Here is a 16129-nt window from a genome sequence, read left to right on the forward strand (position 1 = left end):
TCAACCGCATTCCACCGGACGCAGCGTGCGTCCGGCTGCCATTCAAGTATCGGATTTTCAATGACCATTACCGTAGCCCAGATCAATACCGCCAGCGATGTACTCCGTTCCGTCCTGCGCTTCGACTATCCCGCCGACTCGGTGCTGTCCCGTTACTTCCGCGATTTTCGCGAGCTGGGCGCGCGTGACCGGGCTTTCGTGGCCGAGGCCGTGTATGGCGTGCTGCGCCGCAAGCGCACCCTCGAGCGCCTGTGCGGCGTCGATGTCTCGACCCGCAAGCTGGTGCTGGCCTGGCTGGCCCGCGTCGAAGGCGCCACGCTGCGCCAGCTTGGCGAAGGCCTGCATGGCCGCGACACCGATTTCTTTACCGAAGTGAAGGGCCGTGACCTGGGCAAGGTGGGCGAGGACATCAGCCTGGCCGAAGCCACCGACCTGCCCGAGTGGCTGGCCGAGCGCCTGCTGGCCTTCCGCAGCCCCGAAGAAGTCACCGCCCTGGCCCAGAGCCTCAATCGCCCGGCGCCCCTCGACCTGCGTGTCAACCCGGCCAAGATCGACCGCGACGCACTCGTCGAAAAGCTGCGTGCCGACGGTGTGCCCTGTGCGCCGGGGCGCTACTCGCCGCTGGCCGTGCGCCTCGAAGGCAAGCCGGCGCTGCAGAAGCACCCGCTCTTTCTCGACGGCAGCTTCGAGGTGCAGGACGAAGGCAGCCAGCTTCTCGGTTTCCTGGTTCAGCCCAAGCGCGGCGAGATGGTGGTCGATTTCTGCGCCGGTGCCGGCGGCAAAACCCTGCTGCTCGGCGCGCTGATGCGCAACTCCGGCCGCCTGTATGCGTTTGACGTGTCCGACAAGCGTCTCTCCAAGCTCAAGCCGCGCATGGCCCGCTCCGGCCTGTCGAACATTCACCCGGTGGTCATCGCCAGCGAAAACGACCCGCGCGTGAAGCGTCTCGCCGGCAAGATCGACCGCGTGCTGGTGGATGCCCCGTGCAGCGGCCTCGGCACCCTGCGCCGCAACCCCGATCTCAAATGGCGCCAGAGCCCCGAGGCACTGGCCGAACTCACGGCCAAGCAGGCAGCCATCCTGGGCAGCGCGGCGCGCCTCGTGAAGGTGGGCGGCCGTCTCGTCTACGCTACCTGCAGCCTGCTGCCCGAAGAAAACGAAGCCATCGTCGCCGCCTTTCTGGCCGCGAACCCGGCCTTCGTGCAGCTCAATGCCCAGGACGTGCTGGCCAAGCAGGGCATCGTGGTGGCCTGCGGCGAACAGTTGCATCTCACCCCGGCGGCCCACGACACCGACGGCTTCTTTGCTGCCGTGATGGAGCGCCAGGCCTGATGCGGGGTGCGCGCCGGCTGCTGGCCGGGCTGCTGCTGGCCCTGTCGGCAGCGGCCGGAGCGGCGGAGGCGCCGCGGGAGCCGACCGCCACGTTCTCCGGCAAGGGCCGGGTCGAACTGGCCTTCTCGCCGTGGAACGATCCGGAGGCGGCTCTGCTCAAGGCCATCGACGAGGCGCGGCAGGTGATCCTCGTTCAGGCTTACCTGTTCACCAGCAAACCGCTGGCCCGTGGTCTCGTGGAGGCCCACCGCCGCGGCGTGCGTGTCGAGGTGCTGCTGGACGCCGAATCCAACCGGCCGTCCACCTTCAGCGTGATGCCCGTGTTGCTTGCCGCCGGCATTCCGGTGGCGGTCGAAACCCGCTACAACATTGCCCACAACAAGCTGATGATCTTCGACCCGGCGACGACGCACGGGGCGGTGGCCACCGGCTCATACAACTTCACCCGCTCGGCGCGCGTCGCCAATGCGGAGAACGTGCTGATCTTGCGCGACAACCCGCCGGTGGTCCGGGCCTATGCCGAAAACTGGCAGCGCCACCGGGCCGAGGCCCTGGTCGTGCGCAGCCTCGGTGACATGCCGGAGAAAAAAGGGAAACAGGATGGAAGAGAATCAGATCGCCGAACTGCTGATTGAGCTGTGGCGCGACATCCAGCAGCCGGCCATTTTCTGGCAGGTGGGCGTGCTGGCGCTGTGCCTGATCGTGGCCGGGCTGGTGTCGCGCCAGGTGCGAAACGTGCTGCGCCGCCGCCGCGCGGCCAACCCCGAATTGCAGCGCGGAGCCGGCGAGGAAGGCTTGCGCCGGGTGATCTTTCCGCTCACCGCGCTCGGCTTGGTGCTGATTGCCCGCGTGGTGCTGAGCAACTGGCATCACGTCAACCTCTTCAAGCTGGCGGTGCCGCTGCTGCTGGCGATGGCGGTGATCCGCCTCACCGTGCATGCCCTCAAGCGGGCCTTTCCCAGTGCCGGCTGGCTTGCCAGCTTCGAGCGCTTCTTTGCCTTTGGCGCCTGGGCCGTGGTCGCCATGCAGATTGTCGGCGTGCTGCCCGAGGTCATCGATGGCCTCGAGCAGGTGGCCTTCACCATCGGCAAGGCCAAGGTCAACCTGTGGATGTTGATCCAGGGCGTGCTGACGGTGCTGGTCACGGTGCTCGTCGCGTTGTGGATCGCCGGTGTCATCGAAAGCCGTCTGATGCGCACCGACGGCCTCGATCCCAATTTCAAGCTGGTTTTTGCGCGGCTCTCCAAGGCCCTGCTGATCGTGGTGGCGGTGGCCATCGGCCTGCCGCTGGTGGGCATCGACCTCACCGCGCTGTCGGTGTTTGGCGGTGCGCTGGGCGTGGGCCTCGGTTTCGGCATGCAGAAGATCGCCGCCAACTACGTGTCGGGTTTCATCCTGCTGCTCGATCGCTCGATCCGCATGGGCAACCTGATCTCGGTGGGCAACGAGCGCGGCATCGTCAGCCAGATCACCACCCGCTACACCGTGCTCAAGGGCATGACCGGCATCGAATCCATCGTGCCCAACGAAACCCTGGTGGGCTCGGTGGTGCAGAACGAAACCTTCACCGATCCCAAGGTGCGCATCGCGCTGCCGGTTCAGGTGAGCTACGCCAGCGACCTGCAAAAGGCCATGGCCATTCTCGTCGAGGCCGCCAGGCATCAGCCGCGGGTGATGGACGACCCGGCCCCGGGCGCTTTCGTCGAAGCCTTTGCCGACAATGGCATCAACCTGCAGCTTGGATTCTGGATTCGCGATCCGGCCGAAGGCACCCTCGGCATCCGCTCGGCCATCAACCTCGAGATCCTGGCGCGCTTCCAGCAGGAAGGCATCGAATTCCCCTTCCCGCAGCGGGAAGTGAGAATTCTCAATCCGGCGCCGATCGGGCCGTAAAGGGCTTGGGGCCCGGCCGCCGCCGCGCCTGCCCTGTTGCGCCTCGAAGGCTTGAACCGATGACTCCGGGCGGAAGTCCAACACCAGCTGGGCTTTTGCCGGTGTTATTGCCGTTTGTCCTTGGTTTGCCCTGGCGCCTCAACTAGAATCGCGCCGCCTTTACTCATTACGAAAGACCACACGCCCGATGCTTTCCGGATTAATCGATCTGCCCTGGTGGGGCTATGTCGCCGTCACGCTGGCCATGACCCACGTGACCATCGCGTCCGTCACCATTTTTCTGCACCGTCACCAGGCGCACCGTTCCCTCGACCTGCATGCGCTGCCCTCGACCTTCTTCCGCATCTGGCTGTGGCTGACCACCGGCATGGTCACCAAGGAGTGGGCGGCCATCCATCGCAAGCACCACGCCAAGTGCGAGACCCCGGAAGATCCCCACAGCCCCCGTATCCACGGCATCAACAAGGTGTTGTGGACGGGTGTTTTCCTGTACGTGAAGGAAGCGCGCAACGCCGAAACCATTCAGCGCTACGGCCACGGCACGCCGGACGACGCCCTCGAGCGCAAGCTGCTGTCGCGTTTTCCGAAGTCGGGCATCGTGGTCATGCTGGCCGCCGACCTGCTTCTTTTCGGTGCCTGGCCCGGCGTGCTGATCTGGGGCATCCAGATGGTGTGGATTCCCTTCTGGGCTGCCGGCGTCATCAATGGCCTGGGGCATTTCTGGGGCTACCGCAATTACAACTGCGCCGATGCCTCCACCAATCTCATTCCGTGGGGCATCCTGATCGGCGGCGAAGAACTTCATAACAACCACCACTCCTTCGCCACCTCGGCCAAGCTGTCGGCGCGCTGGTACGAGTTCGACATCGGCTGGATGTACATCCGCATGCTCGAAATCCTCGGCCTCGCCAAGGTCAAGAAAACCATCCCGACGCCGCGTTTCGGCGCGGCCAAGACGCGGGCCGACTTCGATACCCTGCAGGCCGTCATCACCCACCGTTACGACGTGATGACCCGCTACGTGAACTCGCTCAAGGCCATTGCCCACGAAGAATTCGCGGCACTCAAGGCCCAGTCCGGCGGCAAGATCACCGTGCACGAACTGCGCCGCTGGCTGGCGGCCGAAAAGGGCCAGCTCTGCGCCGAAGAGCAAAAGCGCCTCGCCACGCTGCTGCAGGACAACAAGCGCCTCGAAACCGTGGTGGCGATGCGCGACGAGCTTACCGCGCTGTGGGCCCGCTCCAGCGCCACCCGCGAGCAACTGTTGCAGCAATTGCAGGACTGGATCGCCCGGGCCGAGCAAAGCGGCATCCGCCAGCTCGAAGAGTTTTCCTTGCGCCTGCGCCGTTACGCGGTCTGAGGTCGGTCCGCCTTGCTGATCCTCTTCAACAAGCCCTTCAACGTGCTCTGCCAGTTCACCGGCGAGCCCGGCAAAGAGACACTTGCCGGCTTCATCCAGGTGCCGGGCGTGTATGCCGCGGGGCGCCTGGATGCCGACAGCGAGGGCTTGCTGGTGCTGACCGACGACGGTGCGCTGCAAAAGCGCATCGCCGATCCCCGCCACAAACTGCCCAAGACCTACCTCGTGCAGGTCGAGGGTTGCCCGGATGAAGCTGCGCTGGCCCGCTTGCGAGCCGGCGTGGATCTGGGTGATTTCGTCACCCAGCCCTGCGACGCACGCCTGGTTGCCGAGCCCGCCTGGCTGTGGCCACGCAACCCGCCGATCCGCGAGCGCAAGTCGATTCCTGTGAGCTGGGTCGAGATCGTGCTGCGTGAAGGCAAGAATCGCCAGGTGCGGCGCATGACGGCCAAGGTCGGTTTTCCGACCTTGCGGCTGATCCGCGTGCGTATCGGCGACTGGACGCTGGACGGGTTGGCGCCGGGGGCGTGGACGGAAGCGGCGGCGCCCGTGGTGCAAAGCGCTCCGCCGAGTCCGGCGCGTTCCCGGGGCGCCCGATCTTTCCGGCGGCATTGAAAGCGGCTTGCCCGCCCTGGTGCCCGGCCGAAGCCATCCCGATTTCCGCGATCCCGATCCCGCGTGTTAACGTAATCGGCCTGTTCGTTGCAAACCCGGTTTTCGCCATGACTCCCTTTTCGTCCCGTCTGTCTGCTGTCGCCCTGTGTTTTGGCGGGCTCCTTGCAGGCCTTGCCCAGCCCGCTTTTTCTGATGCCGGAATGCCGCAGGCCGAACTCACCATCGGCATGTATCGCATCGTTGCCGAAGTCGCCGCCACCCAGGAAGACCGCATGCGCGGCCTGATGCAGAGAAAGAGCATGCCCCCGAGCCGCGGCATGCTCTTCGTGTTCACCGAGCAGCAGCGTCATTGCATGTGGATGAAGAACACCCTGCTGCCCCTGTCGGTGGCCTTCATGGACGAGAGCGGGCGCATCCTCAACGTCGAGGACATGCAGCCCCAGACCGAAGACAGCCACTGCGCGGCCCGTCCGGCGCGCTTCGCGCTGGAGATGAACCTGGGCTGGTTCCGCGAAAAGGGCCTGAGCGCGGGCACCAAGGTTGGGGGTATCGACCGCCTCGCCGTGCAAGTCCGCTAGCCCGTTTCAAGCCAGCGCCTTGGCGCGCTGGTGGTATTTATGTTGCAGCGCAGCATTTTTAGTTTGCAAAATCTCGAGATTTTTGGGAGCATGAAAGCGAATCGCAGACCGGCCCGCAAGGTGCTGCTGCGCCCGACTCCCGGAATTTCGCCTTGCTGCGAAAGAAAGATCTGCACATGAATAAGCGCATGGATTCTGCTCCCCACCGCATCGTCATCGTCGGCGGGGGCGCCGGCGGCCTGGAACTGGCCACCCGCCTCGGGGAAAGCTTCGGACGCAAGGGCTTGGCCGACATTACCCTGATCGACAGGAAGCGCACCCACGTCTGGAAGCCCAAGCTCCACGAGATCGCCGCGGGCAGCATGGACATGAGCGACCACGAAGTGGTCTATGTGGCGCATTCCCACTGGCACCACTTTCACTTTCGCATCGGCGAGATGACCGGGCTGGACCGGGTCAGGCAGGAAGTCCATGTCGCCCCCTTCGTGGATGACAGCGGCGAGACCGTCACCGACGCGCGCACCTTCGGCTACGACACCCTGATCATGGCTGTCGGCAGTCTTTCCAACGATTTCGGCACTCCGGGCGTGCGTGAGCACGCCCTCAAGCTCGAGAGCGCGGCGGATGCCAAGCGCTTTCACCTGCGCATGTTCAACGCCTGCGTGCGGGCCCATGCCCAGAAAACACCGCTGCGGCCCGAGCAGCTGCACGTGGCGATCATCGGTGCGGGTGCCACCGGTGTCGAACTCTCGGCCGAATTGCGCTACACCACCCGCGAAGTGGTGGCCTATGGTCTCGATGGCGTCGATGCCAACAAGGACATCAAGGTTTCGGTCATCGAAGCCGCCCCGCGCGTGTTGCCGGCCCTGCCGGAGCGGCTCTCCAAGGCCACCGAGGCCTTGCTGAAGAAGCTCGGCATCGAGGTCTACACCAACGCCAAGGTGGCAGAAGTGGCGCCGCAGGGCGTAACCCTTGCAGACGGACGTTTTCTGCCGGCCGAAATGGTGGTGTGGGCCGCCGGCGTAAAAGGCCCCGATTTTCTTGCTGGTCTCGACGGGCTGGAAACCAACCGCATCAACCAGCTGGTGGTTCGCCAGACCCTGCAAACGACCAACGATGACAACATTTTTGCGCTCGGCGACTGCGCGGCCTGTCCGTGGCCTGAGAAAAACGCCTTCGTGCCGCCCCGCGCCCAGGCCGCCCATCAGCAGGCTTCACACCTGCTCAAGCAGCTGGAGCGTCGTCTCAAGGGCCAGCCGCTCGAGGACTATCACTACCACGACCACGGTTCGCTGGTGTCCCTCGGCGAGTACAGCACCGTCGGCAACATGATGGGCGGCCTCACCGGCGGCAGCCTGTTCATCGAAGGCTGGTTCGCCAAGATCATGTACACCTCGCTCTACAAGCTGCACGAACTGGCGCTGCACGGCTGGGTCAAGGTGGCCCTCGACACCATCGCGCGGATGATCACCCGGCGCACCAAGCCCCACGTCAAGCTGCATTGACGGGTGGCCTTGCCTCAATGAAAAACGGCGCCGATCGGGCGCCGTATTTATGCGCGAACAGCGCTGAGCAGCCTTCAGTCACGGCTTCGGCGCAGTGCGGCGAGGCCGAACAGTCCGAGCGTCAGCAGAAGCACCATGCCTGGTTCAGGAATCGGTTTGACGCTGCCCGGCAGCCCCTGGACGTTCACCACGTCGAAGCCGGGCGAGCCCCCCAGGCTGTCGAGGCCGAGGATCTTGACGTAGCTGACTGGGTCGGTGAAACCAATGCTGGACAGATCGAAGGCGGTGGTCACGTCGTCCTGGGCGAGGCCGAGAAAAGTGAAGAGGATGCCGTCGGTGCTGACGAACACGTTTGCCCTTTCGCCGTTTGCGCCGATTTCCTGGATGAAGATGTCGTTGCCCGCGCCATCAAGAATGACTTCATCCGTGAAGCGGACGGTGACGAACGAATTGGTGGGCAGGGACAGGAAGGTTTCGTCGCCCGGCGTGTCGCTGCCGAGCACCACGCTGGTCGGCACGCTCACCGGGAAGAGTCCGCTGATGCCATTCAGGCCACCGTAGGGCCCGACCATCGGCCCGGCTCCCGAGTCGAAGTAGGCGGTGACTTCGTCGGCATATCCAACCAGGGCCGATGCCGGCGCCGAGAAAAGTGCCGCGATTCCGCAGCCGATGCCTGCAAGAAATTTTTTCACGATGGTCTCCTTCGAGTGGACTGCCTGAATTGGGTATGCGTGTTCGGGGTACGCATAAACTGCGCCCATTCGTGAAATATTTTGTTATCAATGGTTTGCGGGCGTGGACTGATTGTCTGAGGTGTGGGTTGTAAAAAAATCCGACATATCTCCCGACCCGCTGTATTCAGCAAGGCACATGCAGGGCCTGGCAAAGACAAACGGCGCGAATTGCTTCGCGCCGTTTGTCTTTGCCGGGGTGCGGCGCCTGGCCGCCGAATGTCAGGCGGTCAGTTCGAGCAGCTTGCCAAAGGCGGTGGCGAACTGGGCGAGGCCTTCCGATTGCAGGCGCTCGCCGAGCGCGTTCATGTCGAGCCCGAGCGCTGCCAAGGCGGCGATGTGGGCGGCGGCGGCTTCGGCATCCTGGGCAACCTGGTTGCCGCTTACCTTGCCGTGGTCGGCGAAGGCTGCGAGGGTGGCGTCGGGAAGGGTGTTGACGGTTTCCGGGCCGACCAGCGGTTCGACGTACATCAGGTCGGAATAGGCCGCGTTCTTGGTGCCGGTGCTGGCCCACAGCATGCTTTGCGGGCGGCCGCCCCTGGCGGCGAGGGCCGCGAAGCCGGCGCCGTGGAAGCGGGCGAGGTAGCGCTGGTAGGCCTGGCGGGCCAGGGCCACGCCGGCCTTGCCGCGCAGGGCGAGGGCTTCGGGGGTGCCGATGTCGTCGAGCAGTGTGTCGACAAGGCTGTCCCAGCGCGACAGGAAGACGCTGGCCACCGAGCGCACGTGGGAGATGTTGGCGCCGCTTGCGGCGAGTCTTTCGAGGCCGCGCTGGTAGGCGCCGGCCACCGCATCCACGTGGGCGAGCGAGAACATCAGCGTGACGTTGAGCTTGAGGCCTTCGCCGATGAGGGTTTCGATGGCGCGCACACCGGCGGCGGTGGCGGGAATCTTGACCAGCAGGTTGTCGCGGGCAACGGCGGCGGCGAGGCGGCGGGCGGCGGCCACGGTGCCGGCTTCGTCGTCGGCCAGCGCGGGCGAAACTTCCAGGCTCACGTAGCCGGCGTCGCCCTGGCTGGCGTCGAAGACCGGACGCATGGCGTCGCAGGCGCGTTGCACGTCTTCGATCACGAGGCGCTCGTAGCGCTGCTCGGCGGTGAGGTTTTCACTGCGCATGGCATCCAGGGCCGGCCGGTAGTCCTGCCCCTCGGCGATGGCCTTGTGGAAGATCGCCGGGTTGGTGGTGACGCCGGCGACGCCGTTTTCAATGTGGCGGGCGAGCAGGCCTTTGTTGATCAGGGAGCGGGACAGGTTGTCGAGCCAGATTTGCTGGCCTGCGGCACGGGCGGCTTGGATGGGGTTCATGGGTTCGGGCGTCGGGCGGCGTTGGGTTCGGAATTGATCGGGTAGTTTGCGGGAATATTCCACACTATGAAAGCGACGGATTTCACCGTGGCGGCCAGTGGATCTCGAAGTGTCCGGGCGGGCCGGCGGGGCGGGCGGCGCCGCCGGCAATGGCGGGCAGGCGGCCGAGGAATTCCGGGTCGCCGCTGAGGGTGCCGTCGAAGCGCGGCATCTGGCCGAAGGGGGCCTCGCCCTGGCCGTTGGCGATGACGGCGCCGGCGAGGGTTTGCAGGGTGTAGTGCAGGTTGCCGGCCTGGGCATTGACGCGGATCTCGTAGTCGCCGAACTGGCGGCCGGGAAACAGCGCGCTGCGGGCGCCGCGCCACAGCAGGCGTGCGTCGCCGCTGCAGCGGCCGTCCGGCGGGCAGTGCCAGCGGGGGGCTTCGAGGGTCAGGTCGCCCTGCCAGCCGGCCCGCGCTGCCGGGTGGGGGATGGGCGACAGCGCAGCGTCGGCGGGGGCGTGGAGCGCCAGTTGCGTGATGCCAAGCCCGCCGGGGCCGGCTTCGATGACACCCACCGGCTTGCCGCTGCTGCTGAACGACCATGAGATGGCCAGCCGTGTCAGCGCCGCAGCCTCGAAATCCCAGGCGAGGGGCAGCCAGGGCGTCAGGCTGCGCCCGCCGGCATCGCGGCTGGCGAGGATGCCGCGCCCGTGCCAGAGGCTGCCTTCTGCCTGCTGCAGGCGCAGGCCGCCGTCGGTGAGGCGTTTGACGAGCCCGTCCACGAGCCCGGCGGGCGCCTTGGCGAGCAGCAGGGCAAGGGTGAGGGCGGCGAGAAAAAGGAGTTTGCGCATGGGTGCGGCGGGGCGTGTGACTCTCCGGAGTCAGTCAGTGGTTGGCCGGGCTCTCTTCTTGGTCATGACTCAGCCCTCGCTGGTGCCTGCCACCAGCACCACGTCGATGCTGGCCGCGGCGCCCTGACCCTGGATTTCCATGCGCATGACGCGCAGGCCGATATCGGTCTGGAGGGTGGCGAGCCACGTTACGAGTTCGTCGAAGCCGCCCTGGCCCTTGACCTGCAGGCCGTCGCCGGAGGCCTGGATGGTGAGGCCGAGGCCGCGGCTTTTGGCCGAGGCCTGCACGGTTTCGAGCAGTGCGGGGCCGGCGGGGCGCCGGGGCACGGGCTGGGCACGCAGGCGGGTGATTTCGGTGGCGGATTCCTGCACCTGTTCGAGCTGGGCCTCTGCGCGGGGCAGGCTGCGGCCGAGGCGGGTGCGCTGCTCGCGGCTCCAGTCGAGGGCGCTCACAACAAGGGCGACGCCGACAACGGCCGCGGCGGCCAGCAGCAGCTTGCGTTCGCGCGGGCTGGCGGCCTGCCAGGCGCCGGTGAGCCGGGTCAGGGGGCCGCTGCCGGCGGCGGATCGGGGCGTGGTGGGGCTCATTGCAGGTTCTCCCGGCGCAGCAGCAGGTGGGTGGTGGTGCCGTCCTGGCGCAGGTTGGCGAGGAGGCCGCGGCCGGCGAGCAGCCCGACGACGGACTCGGCACGGGCGGCGGCGGAGCCACCCAGGGTCAGGTCGAGGCGGCCTTCCTCGAAGCGCAGCGCGGCAATGCCGTCGGCGGCGTCGGTGCCGAGCGCTTCGGCCGCCAGCGCCAGCAGGGCGAGTGCGTCGTCGTCGCGCAGCTGGCCGTGGCGGGCGCGCTCCAGGTTGAGCTGCTGACGCATCTGGGCGGCCGGGGCCACCACCGGGGTGTTGGGAAAGCTTGTGCGATAGACCCGCTCCATGCGTTCGCCCACCTGGCCAAGGCTGTGCTTGAGCCACAGCACTTCGCCGATGCTGGCCAGCAGCCAGATGGCCAGTGCGCCGCCGCCGACAAAGAGTGCTGGGCGCAGCTTGCCGAGCCAGCCGGCGCCGCCCTCCCGGTAGGCGAACTCGTCGTGGAGCAGGTTGGCGGCCTTGCGCTCGGCGCCCTGCCACCACTGGTAGGCCGCGGCGGCGTGCACCGGAATGGCGGTTTCGGCGGCCAGCGCGGCGATGTCGGGGGCGCTGCTGCCGGCGGCCAGGTGCAGCTCGATGCCGGCCGGTGCGGCATTGGCGGCGCGGGCGGTGGCGGCCTGCTGGGCCAGCAGCGGGGCGAGGAGGTCCGTGTCGATGGCGATGCCGGTGCTGGCGCCGGTGCGCAGGATGGCGCCGCTGGCGGACAGGCTGAGCTGCCAGGCGTCACCGCCGGCCGGGGCGGTCTGCACTTCGGCGAGCACGCGGCGGGGCGGCCGGCCGATGGCGGCCAGCTGGGCGACCAGCTGGCGCAGGCGGTCCCGGGCGACGACGATCACGCCGGCCAGGTCGCGCTCGCCGTCGTCGGCGGGGCGGCGGTGGCTCAGGGTAAGGTGCTGGGTGTCGGGGTCTTTGAGGAGGCGGTCTTCGAGGGCGTAGGCGAGCAGGCGCGGCAGGTCGCGGCGGGCGCCGCGGGGCAGCGGCACTTCGAGCCACAGGCATTGCGGCCCGGTGAGCACGATTTCGCATGCGGCGGCGGCAGGCCAGTGGCGGGGCTCGGAGTGGCCTTCGGAGACGGGCTGGCCGTTGTCTCCGAGGAGCACCCACGGGCAGTCGGGCCGGGTGGGCCAGTGTTCGTCGATGGCGAGAAGGAGACGGGTACTCATAGTGGTTTCACAGCAGTTTTTGCCAGACGACGGTGGGCCAGTTCTGGCTGCGGTCGAGCAGCACTTCCATGCGCACCATCGACACGCCGAAGCGGGCGCGGCCGGTGGCGAGGAAGTGGCGGCTGGTGGTGGCGAGGCGGGTGATGTCGGGCTGCATCTCCTGGGAGGGCAGGCGGGCCTTGAAGTCGGCCAGATCCTTGAACCAGGCGCGGCTGCGCTGGACGACCAGCACGCGCGCGGCATCCAGGGACAGCCCGGGCACGACGGCGGCGAGCACTTCGGCAGGGGCGGTGTTGACGTTGACCGTGGAGCCCACGGGCAGCGTGGCGACGAAGGGGGTGAGGCGGGCGACGAGCTGGGGCGTGAAACCGCGCACCTGCAGGAGTTCGCTGACGGCCACGAGGGGCGCGTTGGCGGCGCGGCGGGGCGGGGTCTGGGCGCCGTACCAGGTGGATTCGGCGCCGCCGGGCAGGCGCGGGGTGTCGTCGCTGTCGAGCCAGTCGAGGAGGGCGGTGGTGAGGCTGCCGGCCTCGCTCTGGCCGGTGCCGAGCAGGCCAAGCAGGCGCTGGAACTGCTCCACTTCGACGATGTCGGCGCTGGTGCTGCCGCTGCTGCCGTCGGCCCGGACGAGATTGTTGAGGTTGAGGCGGCCGGAAAGCTCCTGCAGTTCGCCGCTGACCTCGCCTTCCTCGACGGGGGTGGGCGGCACCTTGGTGGCCCAGGCTTCGCCCAGGTGGTCGACCGAGCTGCTGCGGGCGTCTTCGGCGAGCACGTTGCGCGCCCAGTCCACGGCGCCGCGGGCCAGCTGGCGCGCCTGGGCCTGGTCGTGGCGGCCGGTGACCTGATCCATGGCTACGCCCAGATCGCCCACCGACGCGGCGGCAAGGCCCGCCACCAGCGCCACGGTGAGCAGCGCGAGGATGACCGCGGCGCCCCGCTGGGCGCGTGCGCGGGCATGGAGCAAGGGATGAGGGTGGCGCGGCTGCATCAGCGAAGGGAGATCATCCGGGTGAGGGTGCCCACGTCGGGCAGGTCGAGTTCGAGGATGATCGCGTCGGGCAGCACGACGGCGTTGTTGCCGGGCGGCCAGGCGTCGATGCGGTTGTTGTTGAGCAGAAAGCGCCAGCGCAGGCCGCGAACGTTGGCAAGCAGCGGTTCGATGGCCGGTTCGCCCACGGCGTCGCGGCCGCTCCAGCGCAGCCAGTCGAGGCGGCCATCGACCAGCCGGTAACCCACCCGGCGCACGCCGCGGCTGTCGTCGAGGCGCAGGAACTGGAGCTCGGGGCCGCCTCCGTTGGCGGCGCGGCCGAGGATCATCGCTGCGCCGGTCTGGGGTGTGCCGGGGGTGGCTTCGGACGAGCGGGCCGGGGCGACCACCTGGATCAGGTCGGTGTCGATGCGCTGCAGGGTGCGGCTGATGGTGCGCCAGCGCTCGAAGTTTTCTTCGAGGCGGCTGTTGCTGGTGGCCACTTCGGCCAGCGCCCGGTAAGAGAGCACGCCGAGGATGGCGAAGATGGCGAGGGCCACCATCAGCTCGATCAGGGTCAGGCCACGCTGGCCGGCGGCGTGTTTCATTGCAGCGGCCTCGCCACGTAGCCTGACAGGCGGGCGATGGCGTGATCGCCGGATTCGGGCGCGAAGACGCTCACATCCACCCGCCGGAACAGCGGGTTGGCGGTGGATTTCACTTCTTCGCGCCAGCGGTAGCTGCGCCCGGCCTGGTCGGCCGTGCCTTCGTTGGTGCCGGTGGGGGGCCAGGCCTGGGTGGCGCGCAGTTCGGCGAGGCGGTTTTCGGCAACCCAGTCGCCAATCAGGCGTTCGCGCAGGTCGGCCGAGGTTTGTGCGGTGACGCCCATGGCGCGAAAGGCCGCGGTCAGCGCAATGGCCAGAATGGCCAGCGCGACGAGGGTTTCGAGCAGCGTGAAGCCGCGGTTGCTGCGCGGGCTCATGAGCGCGTGCGGCCCGGCATGGCAAGGGTCACATCGCCGTTGGCCTTGCCCGTGAAGCGGGCTTCGCCTCTTGGTGTGCTGACGCGCAGTTCGTATTCGGGCGCCTGGCTGCCGAACTGCAGGCGCAGGCTGGTCGCGTCGGGCTGGCCGTCGAGGCGCAGGCCGGCCCAGCCGAGTTCGCCGGGCAGGGTGCGTTCGGTGAATACCGGCGGGTCGATCAGCGGGCGCCAGTTGTCGTCGGGGTCGAGGGCTTCGAAGCGATAGCCGTCGGGCAAAAATTGGATGGCCATGGGCCGGCCGCGCACCATGGCCCGGTCGGCGGTGGCTTCCAGCACGAGGCGCAGGCGCTTGAGGGCCCGGTCGGTATCGCGGCCGCGCAGGCTGTCGATGCCAAGGCTGATGCCGGTGGCCATGACGCCCATGATGACCAGCACCACCATGATTTCGATCAGGGTGAAGCCGGCATGGCGGGGGCGCTCGGCCGCCCGGTGTCTTGGGATTGCAACACCCGGGGAGGCATCGGCCCCCCGCGGGAGGCGTGACCGGGGCGAAGCCACGGTCGCGGGGGCTGTCACAGGCTCCAGGAGCCGATGTCGGCGTCGAAGCCTTCGCCGCCCGACAGGCCGTCGGCGCCAAAGCTCATCACGTCCACTTCGCCCTTGAGGCCGGGCATCACGTACTGGTAGGGCTTGCCCCACGGGTCGACCGGCAGCTTGTCGAGGTAGGACTTCCAGTTGTCGGGCACCGGCGCGGTGGCGGGTTTGGCGACGAGGGCCTGAAGGCCTTGTTCACCGGTGGGGTAGCGGCGGTTGTCGAGCTTGTAGAGCTTGAGGGCCTGCATGATCGCCGAGATGTCCTGGCGGGCGGCCACGGCGCGGGCTTCGTCCGGGCGGCTCATGACCTTGGGCACCACCAGCGCGGCGAGCACGCCGAGGATGACGATGACCACCATCACTTCGATCAGGGTGAAGCCGCGGGAGCGGCGGAGCGTTTTGAGCATGGGGCTTCCTTATTTCATTAGGGTGTTGATTTCGATGATCGGCTGCATCACCGCCATCACGATCAGCATTACGAAGCCGCCCATCAGCAGCAGCAGCACGGGTTCGAGCAGCGCGGTGAGGGTAGCGGTGCGGTTTTCAAGTTCGGCTTGCTGCAGGCGGGCGGCGCGGTCGAGGAGTTCATCGACGCGGCCGGTGGCTTCGCCGTTGGCGATCATGTGGATCAGCAGCGGCGGAAACTGGCGGCTGGCGCCCAGGGCTTTTGAGAGCGGCTGGCCTTCGCGGACGCGCTCGGCGGCGATGCCGACGGCGTCGGCCAGCGGCAGGCGGCTGATCACCTGGCGGCCTGCGTCGAGCGCCGCGAGCAGCGGCACGCCGCTGCCGGCAAGGATGGACAGGGTGCTGGCAAAACGGGTGGCATCCAGCGTGCGCAGGTGGCGGCCCAGAAAGGGCAGGCCGAGCAGCCAGGCATCCCAGCGGCGTTTGACGGTGGTGTCGGTGAGCGCCGCGCGGCCAGCAAAAAACGCGCCGATGAGCGCCAGCGCAGCCAGCCAGCCCCAGGCGCGCAGCAGGTCGCTGACCACGATGAGCGAGCGGGTCAGCAGCGGCAGGGTCTGCTTGCCTTGCTGGAAGACCGACACCACCTGGGGCACCACGTAGGTCATCAGGCCGATGATCACCATCATGGCCACGCTGGCGACAATGGCCGGGTAGAGCAGGGCCTGCAGGGTTTTGGTGCGCAGGGCCTGGCTGCGGTCGAGGTAGTCGGCGAGCTGGGTCATCACCTTGGCCAGTTCGCCGGATTTTTCGCCGGCGGCCACCGAGGCGCGGTAGAGCGTCGTGAAGGCCTGCGGGTAGCGGTCCAGCGCGGCGCGCAGGCTGTAGCCGGAGAGGATTTCGGAGCGCACGCCGGCCAGCAGCTGGCGGGTGGCTTCGGTTTCGGCCTGCTCGATGAGCGCGGCCAGCGCCTGCTCCACGGTGAGGCCGGAGGCGAGCAGCGTGGCCCACTGGCGGGTGAGCAGGGTGAGGTCGGCGTCGCGCAGCTTGCGGCGCATCGGCTTGCCGCCGCCGGCGCCCTGGGCGACCGAGACGACTTCAAGGGGAAACAGCCCGCGCTCGCGCAGCAGGCTGCGCGCGGCCCGGCCGGTGTCGGCTTCGAGGACTCCGGCGGATTCCTTGCCTGCGGTGTCGAGGGCGCGGTAGCGGAAGGCGGTCATGGGGCGGGGGGC

The 16129-nt window shown here is 67.8% G+C and carries 18 protein-coding genes; 7 read left to right on the top strand and 11 right to left on the bottom strand.

The annotated features are described in order from the left end of the window. Positions 1 to 60 precede the first annotated feature (60 nt). From Q1W26_RS16200 to Q1W26_RS16230, 7 genes are all read left to right on the top strand, one after another. Positions 61 to 1332: an RsmB/NOP family class I SAM-dependent RNA methyltransferase gene (locus Q1W26_RS16200; protein WP_300442352.1), complete on the top strand. Its 1272-nt coding sequence runs from the start codon at positions 61 to 63 to the stop codon at positions 1330 to 1332. Next, positions 1332 to 1967: a phospholipase D family protein gene (locus Q1W26_RS16205; RefSeq protein ID WP_300442354.1), complete on the top strand. Its 636-nt coding sequence runs from the start codon at positions 1332 to 1334 to the stop codon at positions 1965 to 1967. Before Q1W26_RS16200 ends, Q1W26_RS16205 begins: the two co-directional genes overlap by 1 nt. Beyond that, entirely contained in the window at positions 1933 to 3225 is a 1293-nt protein-coding gene (locus Q1W26_RS16210; RefSeq protein WP_300442356.1) for a mechanosensitive ion channel domain-containing protein, read from the top strand. The genes Q1W26_RS16205 and Q1W26_RS16210 overlap by 35 nt, the downstream gene beginning before the upstream one ends. Positions 3226 to 3412: 187 nt before the next feature. Beyond that, positions 3413 to 4585: a fatty acid desaturase gene (locus Q1W26_RS16215; RefSeq protein WP_300442358.1), complete on the top strand. Its 1173-nt coding sequence runs from the start codon at positions 3413 to 3415 to the stop codon at positions 4583 to 4585. An 18-nt stretch (positions 4586 to 4603) separates the two neighbouring features. Next, entirely contained in the window at positions 4604 to 5200 is a 597-nt protein-coding gene (locus tag Q1W26_RS16220) for a pseudouridine synthase (protein ID WP_366143690.1), read from the top strand. 107 nt (positions 5201 to 5307) lie between these two features. Continuing rightward, positions 5308 to 5778, top strand: coding sequence for a DUF192 domain-containing protein (locus tag Q1W26_RS16225; RefSeq protein ID WP_366143688.1), 471 nt, complete (start codon positions 5308 to 5310; stop codon positions 5776 to 5778). A 188-nt stretch (positions 5779 to 5966) separates the two neighbouring features. Next, a complete protein-coding gene (locus tag Q1W26_RS16230) occupies positions 5967 to 7283 on the top strand; it encodes an NAD(P)/FAD-dependent oxidoreductase (protein WP_300442362.1) in 1317 nt (438 codons plus the stop codon). Positions 7284 to 7357: 74 nt separating this feature from the next. Here the strand turns inward: Q1W26_RS16230 and Q1W26_RS16235 are convergent, their stop codons facing one another. The 11 genes from Q1W26_RS16235 to gspF all read right to left on the bottom strand — a co-directional run bounded on the left by Q1W26_RS16235 (position 7358) and on the right by gspF (position 16117). After that, a complete protein-coding gene (locus Q1W26_RS16235; protein ID WP_300442364.1) occupies positions 7358 to 7975 on the bottom strand; it encodes a PEP-CTERM sorting domain-containing protein in 618 nt (205 codons plus the stop codon). A 261-nt stretch (positions 7976 to 8236) separates the two neighbouring features. Continuing rightward, positions 8237 to 9316 (bottom strand): transaldolase, encoded by a 1080-nt coding sequence (gene tal / locus Q1W26_RS16240; protein WP_300442366.1) that lies wholly within the window; start codon positions 9314 to 9316, stop codon positions 8237 to 8239. 82 nt (positions 9317 to 9398) lie between these two features. Beyond that, complete coding sequence (gene gspN / locus Q1W26_RS16245) at positions 9399 to 10148, bottom strand: type II secretion system protein N (RefSeq protein ID WP_300442368.1); 750 nt, start codon at positions 10146 to 10148, stop codon at positions 9399 to 9401. A 69-nt stretch (positions 10149 to 10217) separates the two neighbouring features. Continuing rightward, entirely contained in the window at positions 10218 to 10736 is a 519-nt protein-coding gene (gspM, locus tag Q1W26_RS16250) for a type II secretion system protein GspM (RefSeq protein WP_300442370.1), read from the bottom strand. Next, on the bottom strand, positions 10733 to 11953 hold the full coding sequence (gene gspL / locus Q1W26_RS16255; protein ID WP_300442372.1) for a type II secretion system protein GspL: 1221 nt from the start codon (positions 11951 to 11953) through the stop codon (positions 10733 to 10735). Before gspL ends, gspM begins: the two co-directional genes overlap by 4 nt. A gap of 7 nt (positions 11954 to 11960) precedes the next feature. Next, positions 11961 to 12941 carry a type II secretion system minor pseudopilin GspK gene (gene gspK, locus Q1W26_RS16260; protein ID WP_300442374.1) on the bottom strand — a complete coding sequence of 327 codons (981 nt, stop codon included), beginning with the start codon at positions 12939 to 12941 and terminating at the stop codon, positions 11961 to 11963. Beyond that, positions 12941 to 13528 (bottom strand): type II secretion system minor pseudopilin GspJ, encoded by a 588-nt coding sequence (gene gspJ, locus Q1W26_RS16265; RefSeq protein WP_300442375.1) that lies wholly within the window; start codon positions 13526 to 13528, stop codon positions 12941 to 12943. Before gspJ ends, gspK begins: the two co-directional genes overlap by 1 nt. After that, positions 13525 to 13902, bottom strand: coding sequence for a type II secretion system minor pseudopilin GspI (gene gspI / locus Q1W26_RS16270; protein ID WP_300442377.1), 378 nt, complete (start codon positions 13900 to 13902; stop codon positions 13525 to 13527). Before gspI ends, gspJ begins: the two co-directional genes overlap by 4 nt. Further along, on the bottom strand, positions 13899 to 14459 hold the full coding sequence (locus tag Q1W26_RS16275; RefSeq protein WP_300442379.1) for a prepilin-type N-terminal cleavage/methylation domain-containing protein: 561 nt from the start codon (positions 14457 to 14459) through the stop codon (positions 13899 to 13901). Before Q1W26_RS16275 ends, gspI begins: the two co-directional genes overlap by 4 nt. A gap of 14 nt (positions 14460 to 14473) precedes the next feature. Then, entirely contained in the window at positions 14474 to 14902 is a 429-nt protein-coding gene (gene gspG, locus Q1W26_RS16280; RefSeq protein WP_300442381.1) for a type II secretion system major pseudopilin GspG, read from the bottom strand. A gap of 9 nt (positions 14903 to 14911) precedes the next feature. Next, complete coding sequence (gene gspF / locus Q1W26_RS16285) at positions 14912 to 16117, bottom strand: type II secretion system inner membrane protein GspF (RefSeq protein WP_300442383.1); 1206 nt, start codon at positions 16115 to 16117, stop codon at positions 14912 to 14914. Positions 16118 to 16129 lie beyond the last annotated feature (12 nt).

The organism is Zoogloea sp., from assembly GCF_030157465.1.
GTDB lineage: Bacteria > Pseudomonadota > Gammaproteobacteria > Burkholderiales > Rhodocyclaceae > Zoogloea.

Bases quoted from the DNA above. Each gene is read 5' to 3' on its own strand.
- Q1W26_RS16200 (WP_300442352.1), top strand. From the start codon at position 61: ATGACCATTACCGTAGCCCAGATCAATACCGCCAGCGATGTACTCCGT.
- Q1W26_RS16205 (WP_300442354.1), top strand. From the start codon at position 1,332: ATGCGGGGTGCGCGCCGGCTGCTGGCCGGGCTGCTGCTGGCCCTGTCG.
- Q1W26_RS16210 (WP_300442356.1), top strand. From the start codon at position 1,933: ATGGAAGAGAATCAGATCGCCGAACTGCTGATTGAGCTGTGGCGCGAC.
- Q1W26_RS16215 (WP_300442358.1), top strand. From the start codon at position 3,413: ATGCTTTCCGGATTAATCGATCTGCCCTGGTGGGGCTATGTCGCCGTC.
- Q1W26_RS16225 (WP_366143688.1), top strand. From the start codon at position 5,308: ATGACTCCCTTTTCGTCCCGTCTGTCTGCTGTCGCCCTGTGTTTTGGC.
- Q1W26_RS16230 (WP_300442362.1), top strand. From the start codon at position 5,967: ATGGATTCTGCTCCCCACCGCATCGTCATCGTCGGCGGGGGCGCCGGC.
- tal (WP_300442366.1), bottom strand. From the start codon at position 9,316: ATGAACCCCATCCAAGCCGCCCGTGCCGCAGGCCAGCAAATCTGGCTC.
- gspN (WP_300442368.1), bottom strand. From the start codon at position 10,148: ATGCGCAAACTCCTTTTTCTCGCCGCCCTCACCCTTGCCCTGCTGCTC.
- gspM (WP_300442370.1), bottom strand. From the start codon at position 10,736: ATGAGCCCCACCACGCCCCGATCCGCCGCCGGCAGCGGCCCCCTGACC.
- gspL (WP_300442372.1), bottom strand. From the start codon at position 11,953: ATGAGTACCCGTCTCCTTCTCGCCATCGACGAACACTGGCCCACCCGG.
- gspK (WP_300442374.1), bottom strand. From the start codon at position 12,941: ATGCAGCCGCGCCACCCTCATCCCTTGCTCCATGCCCGCGCACGCGCC.
- gspJ (WP_300442375.1), bottom strand. From the start codon at position 13,528: ATGAAACACGCCGCCGGCCAGCGTGGCCTGACCCTGATCGAGCTGATG.
- gspI (WP_300442377.1), bottom strand. From the start codon at position 13,902: ATGAGCCCGCGCAGCAACCGCGGCTTCACGCTGCTCGAAACCCTCGTC.
- gspG (WP_300442381.1), bottom strand. From the start codon at position 14,902: ATGCTCAAAACGCTCCGCCGCTCCCGCGGCTTCACCCTGATCGAAGTG.
- gspF (WP_300442383.1), bottom strand. From the start codon at position 16,117: ATGACCGCCTTCCGCTACCGCGCCCTCGACACCGCAGGCAAGGAATCC.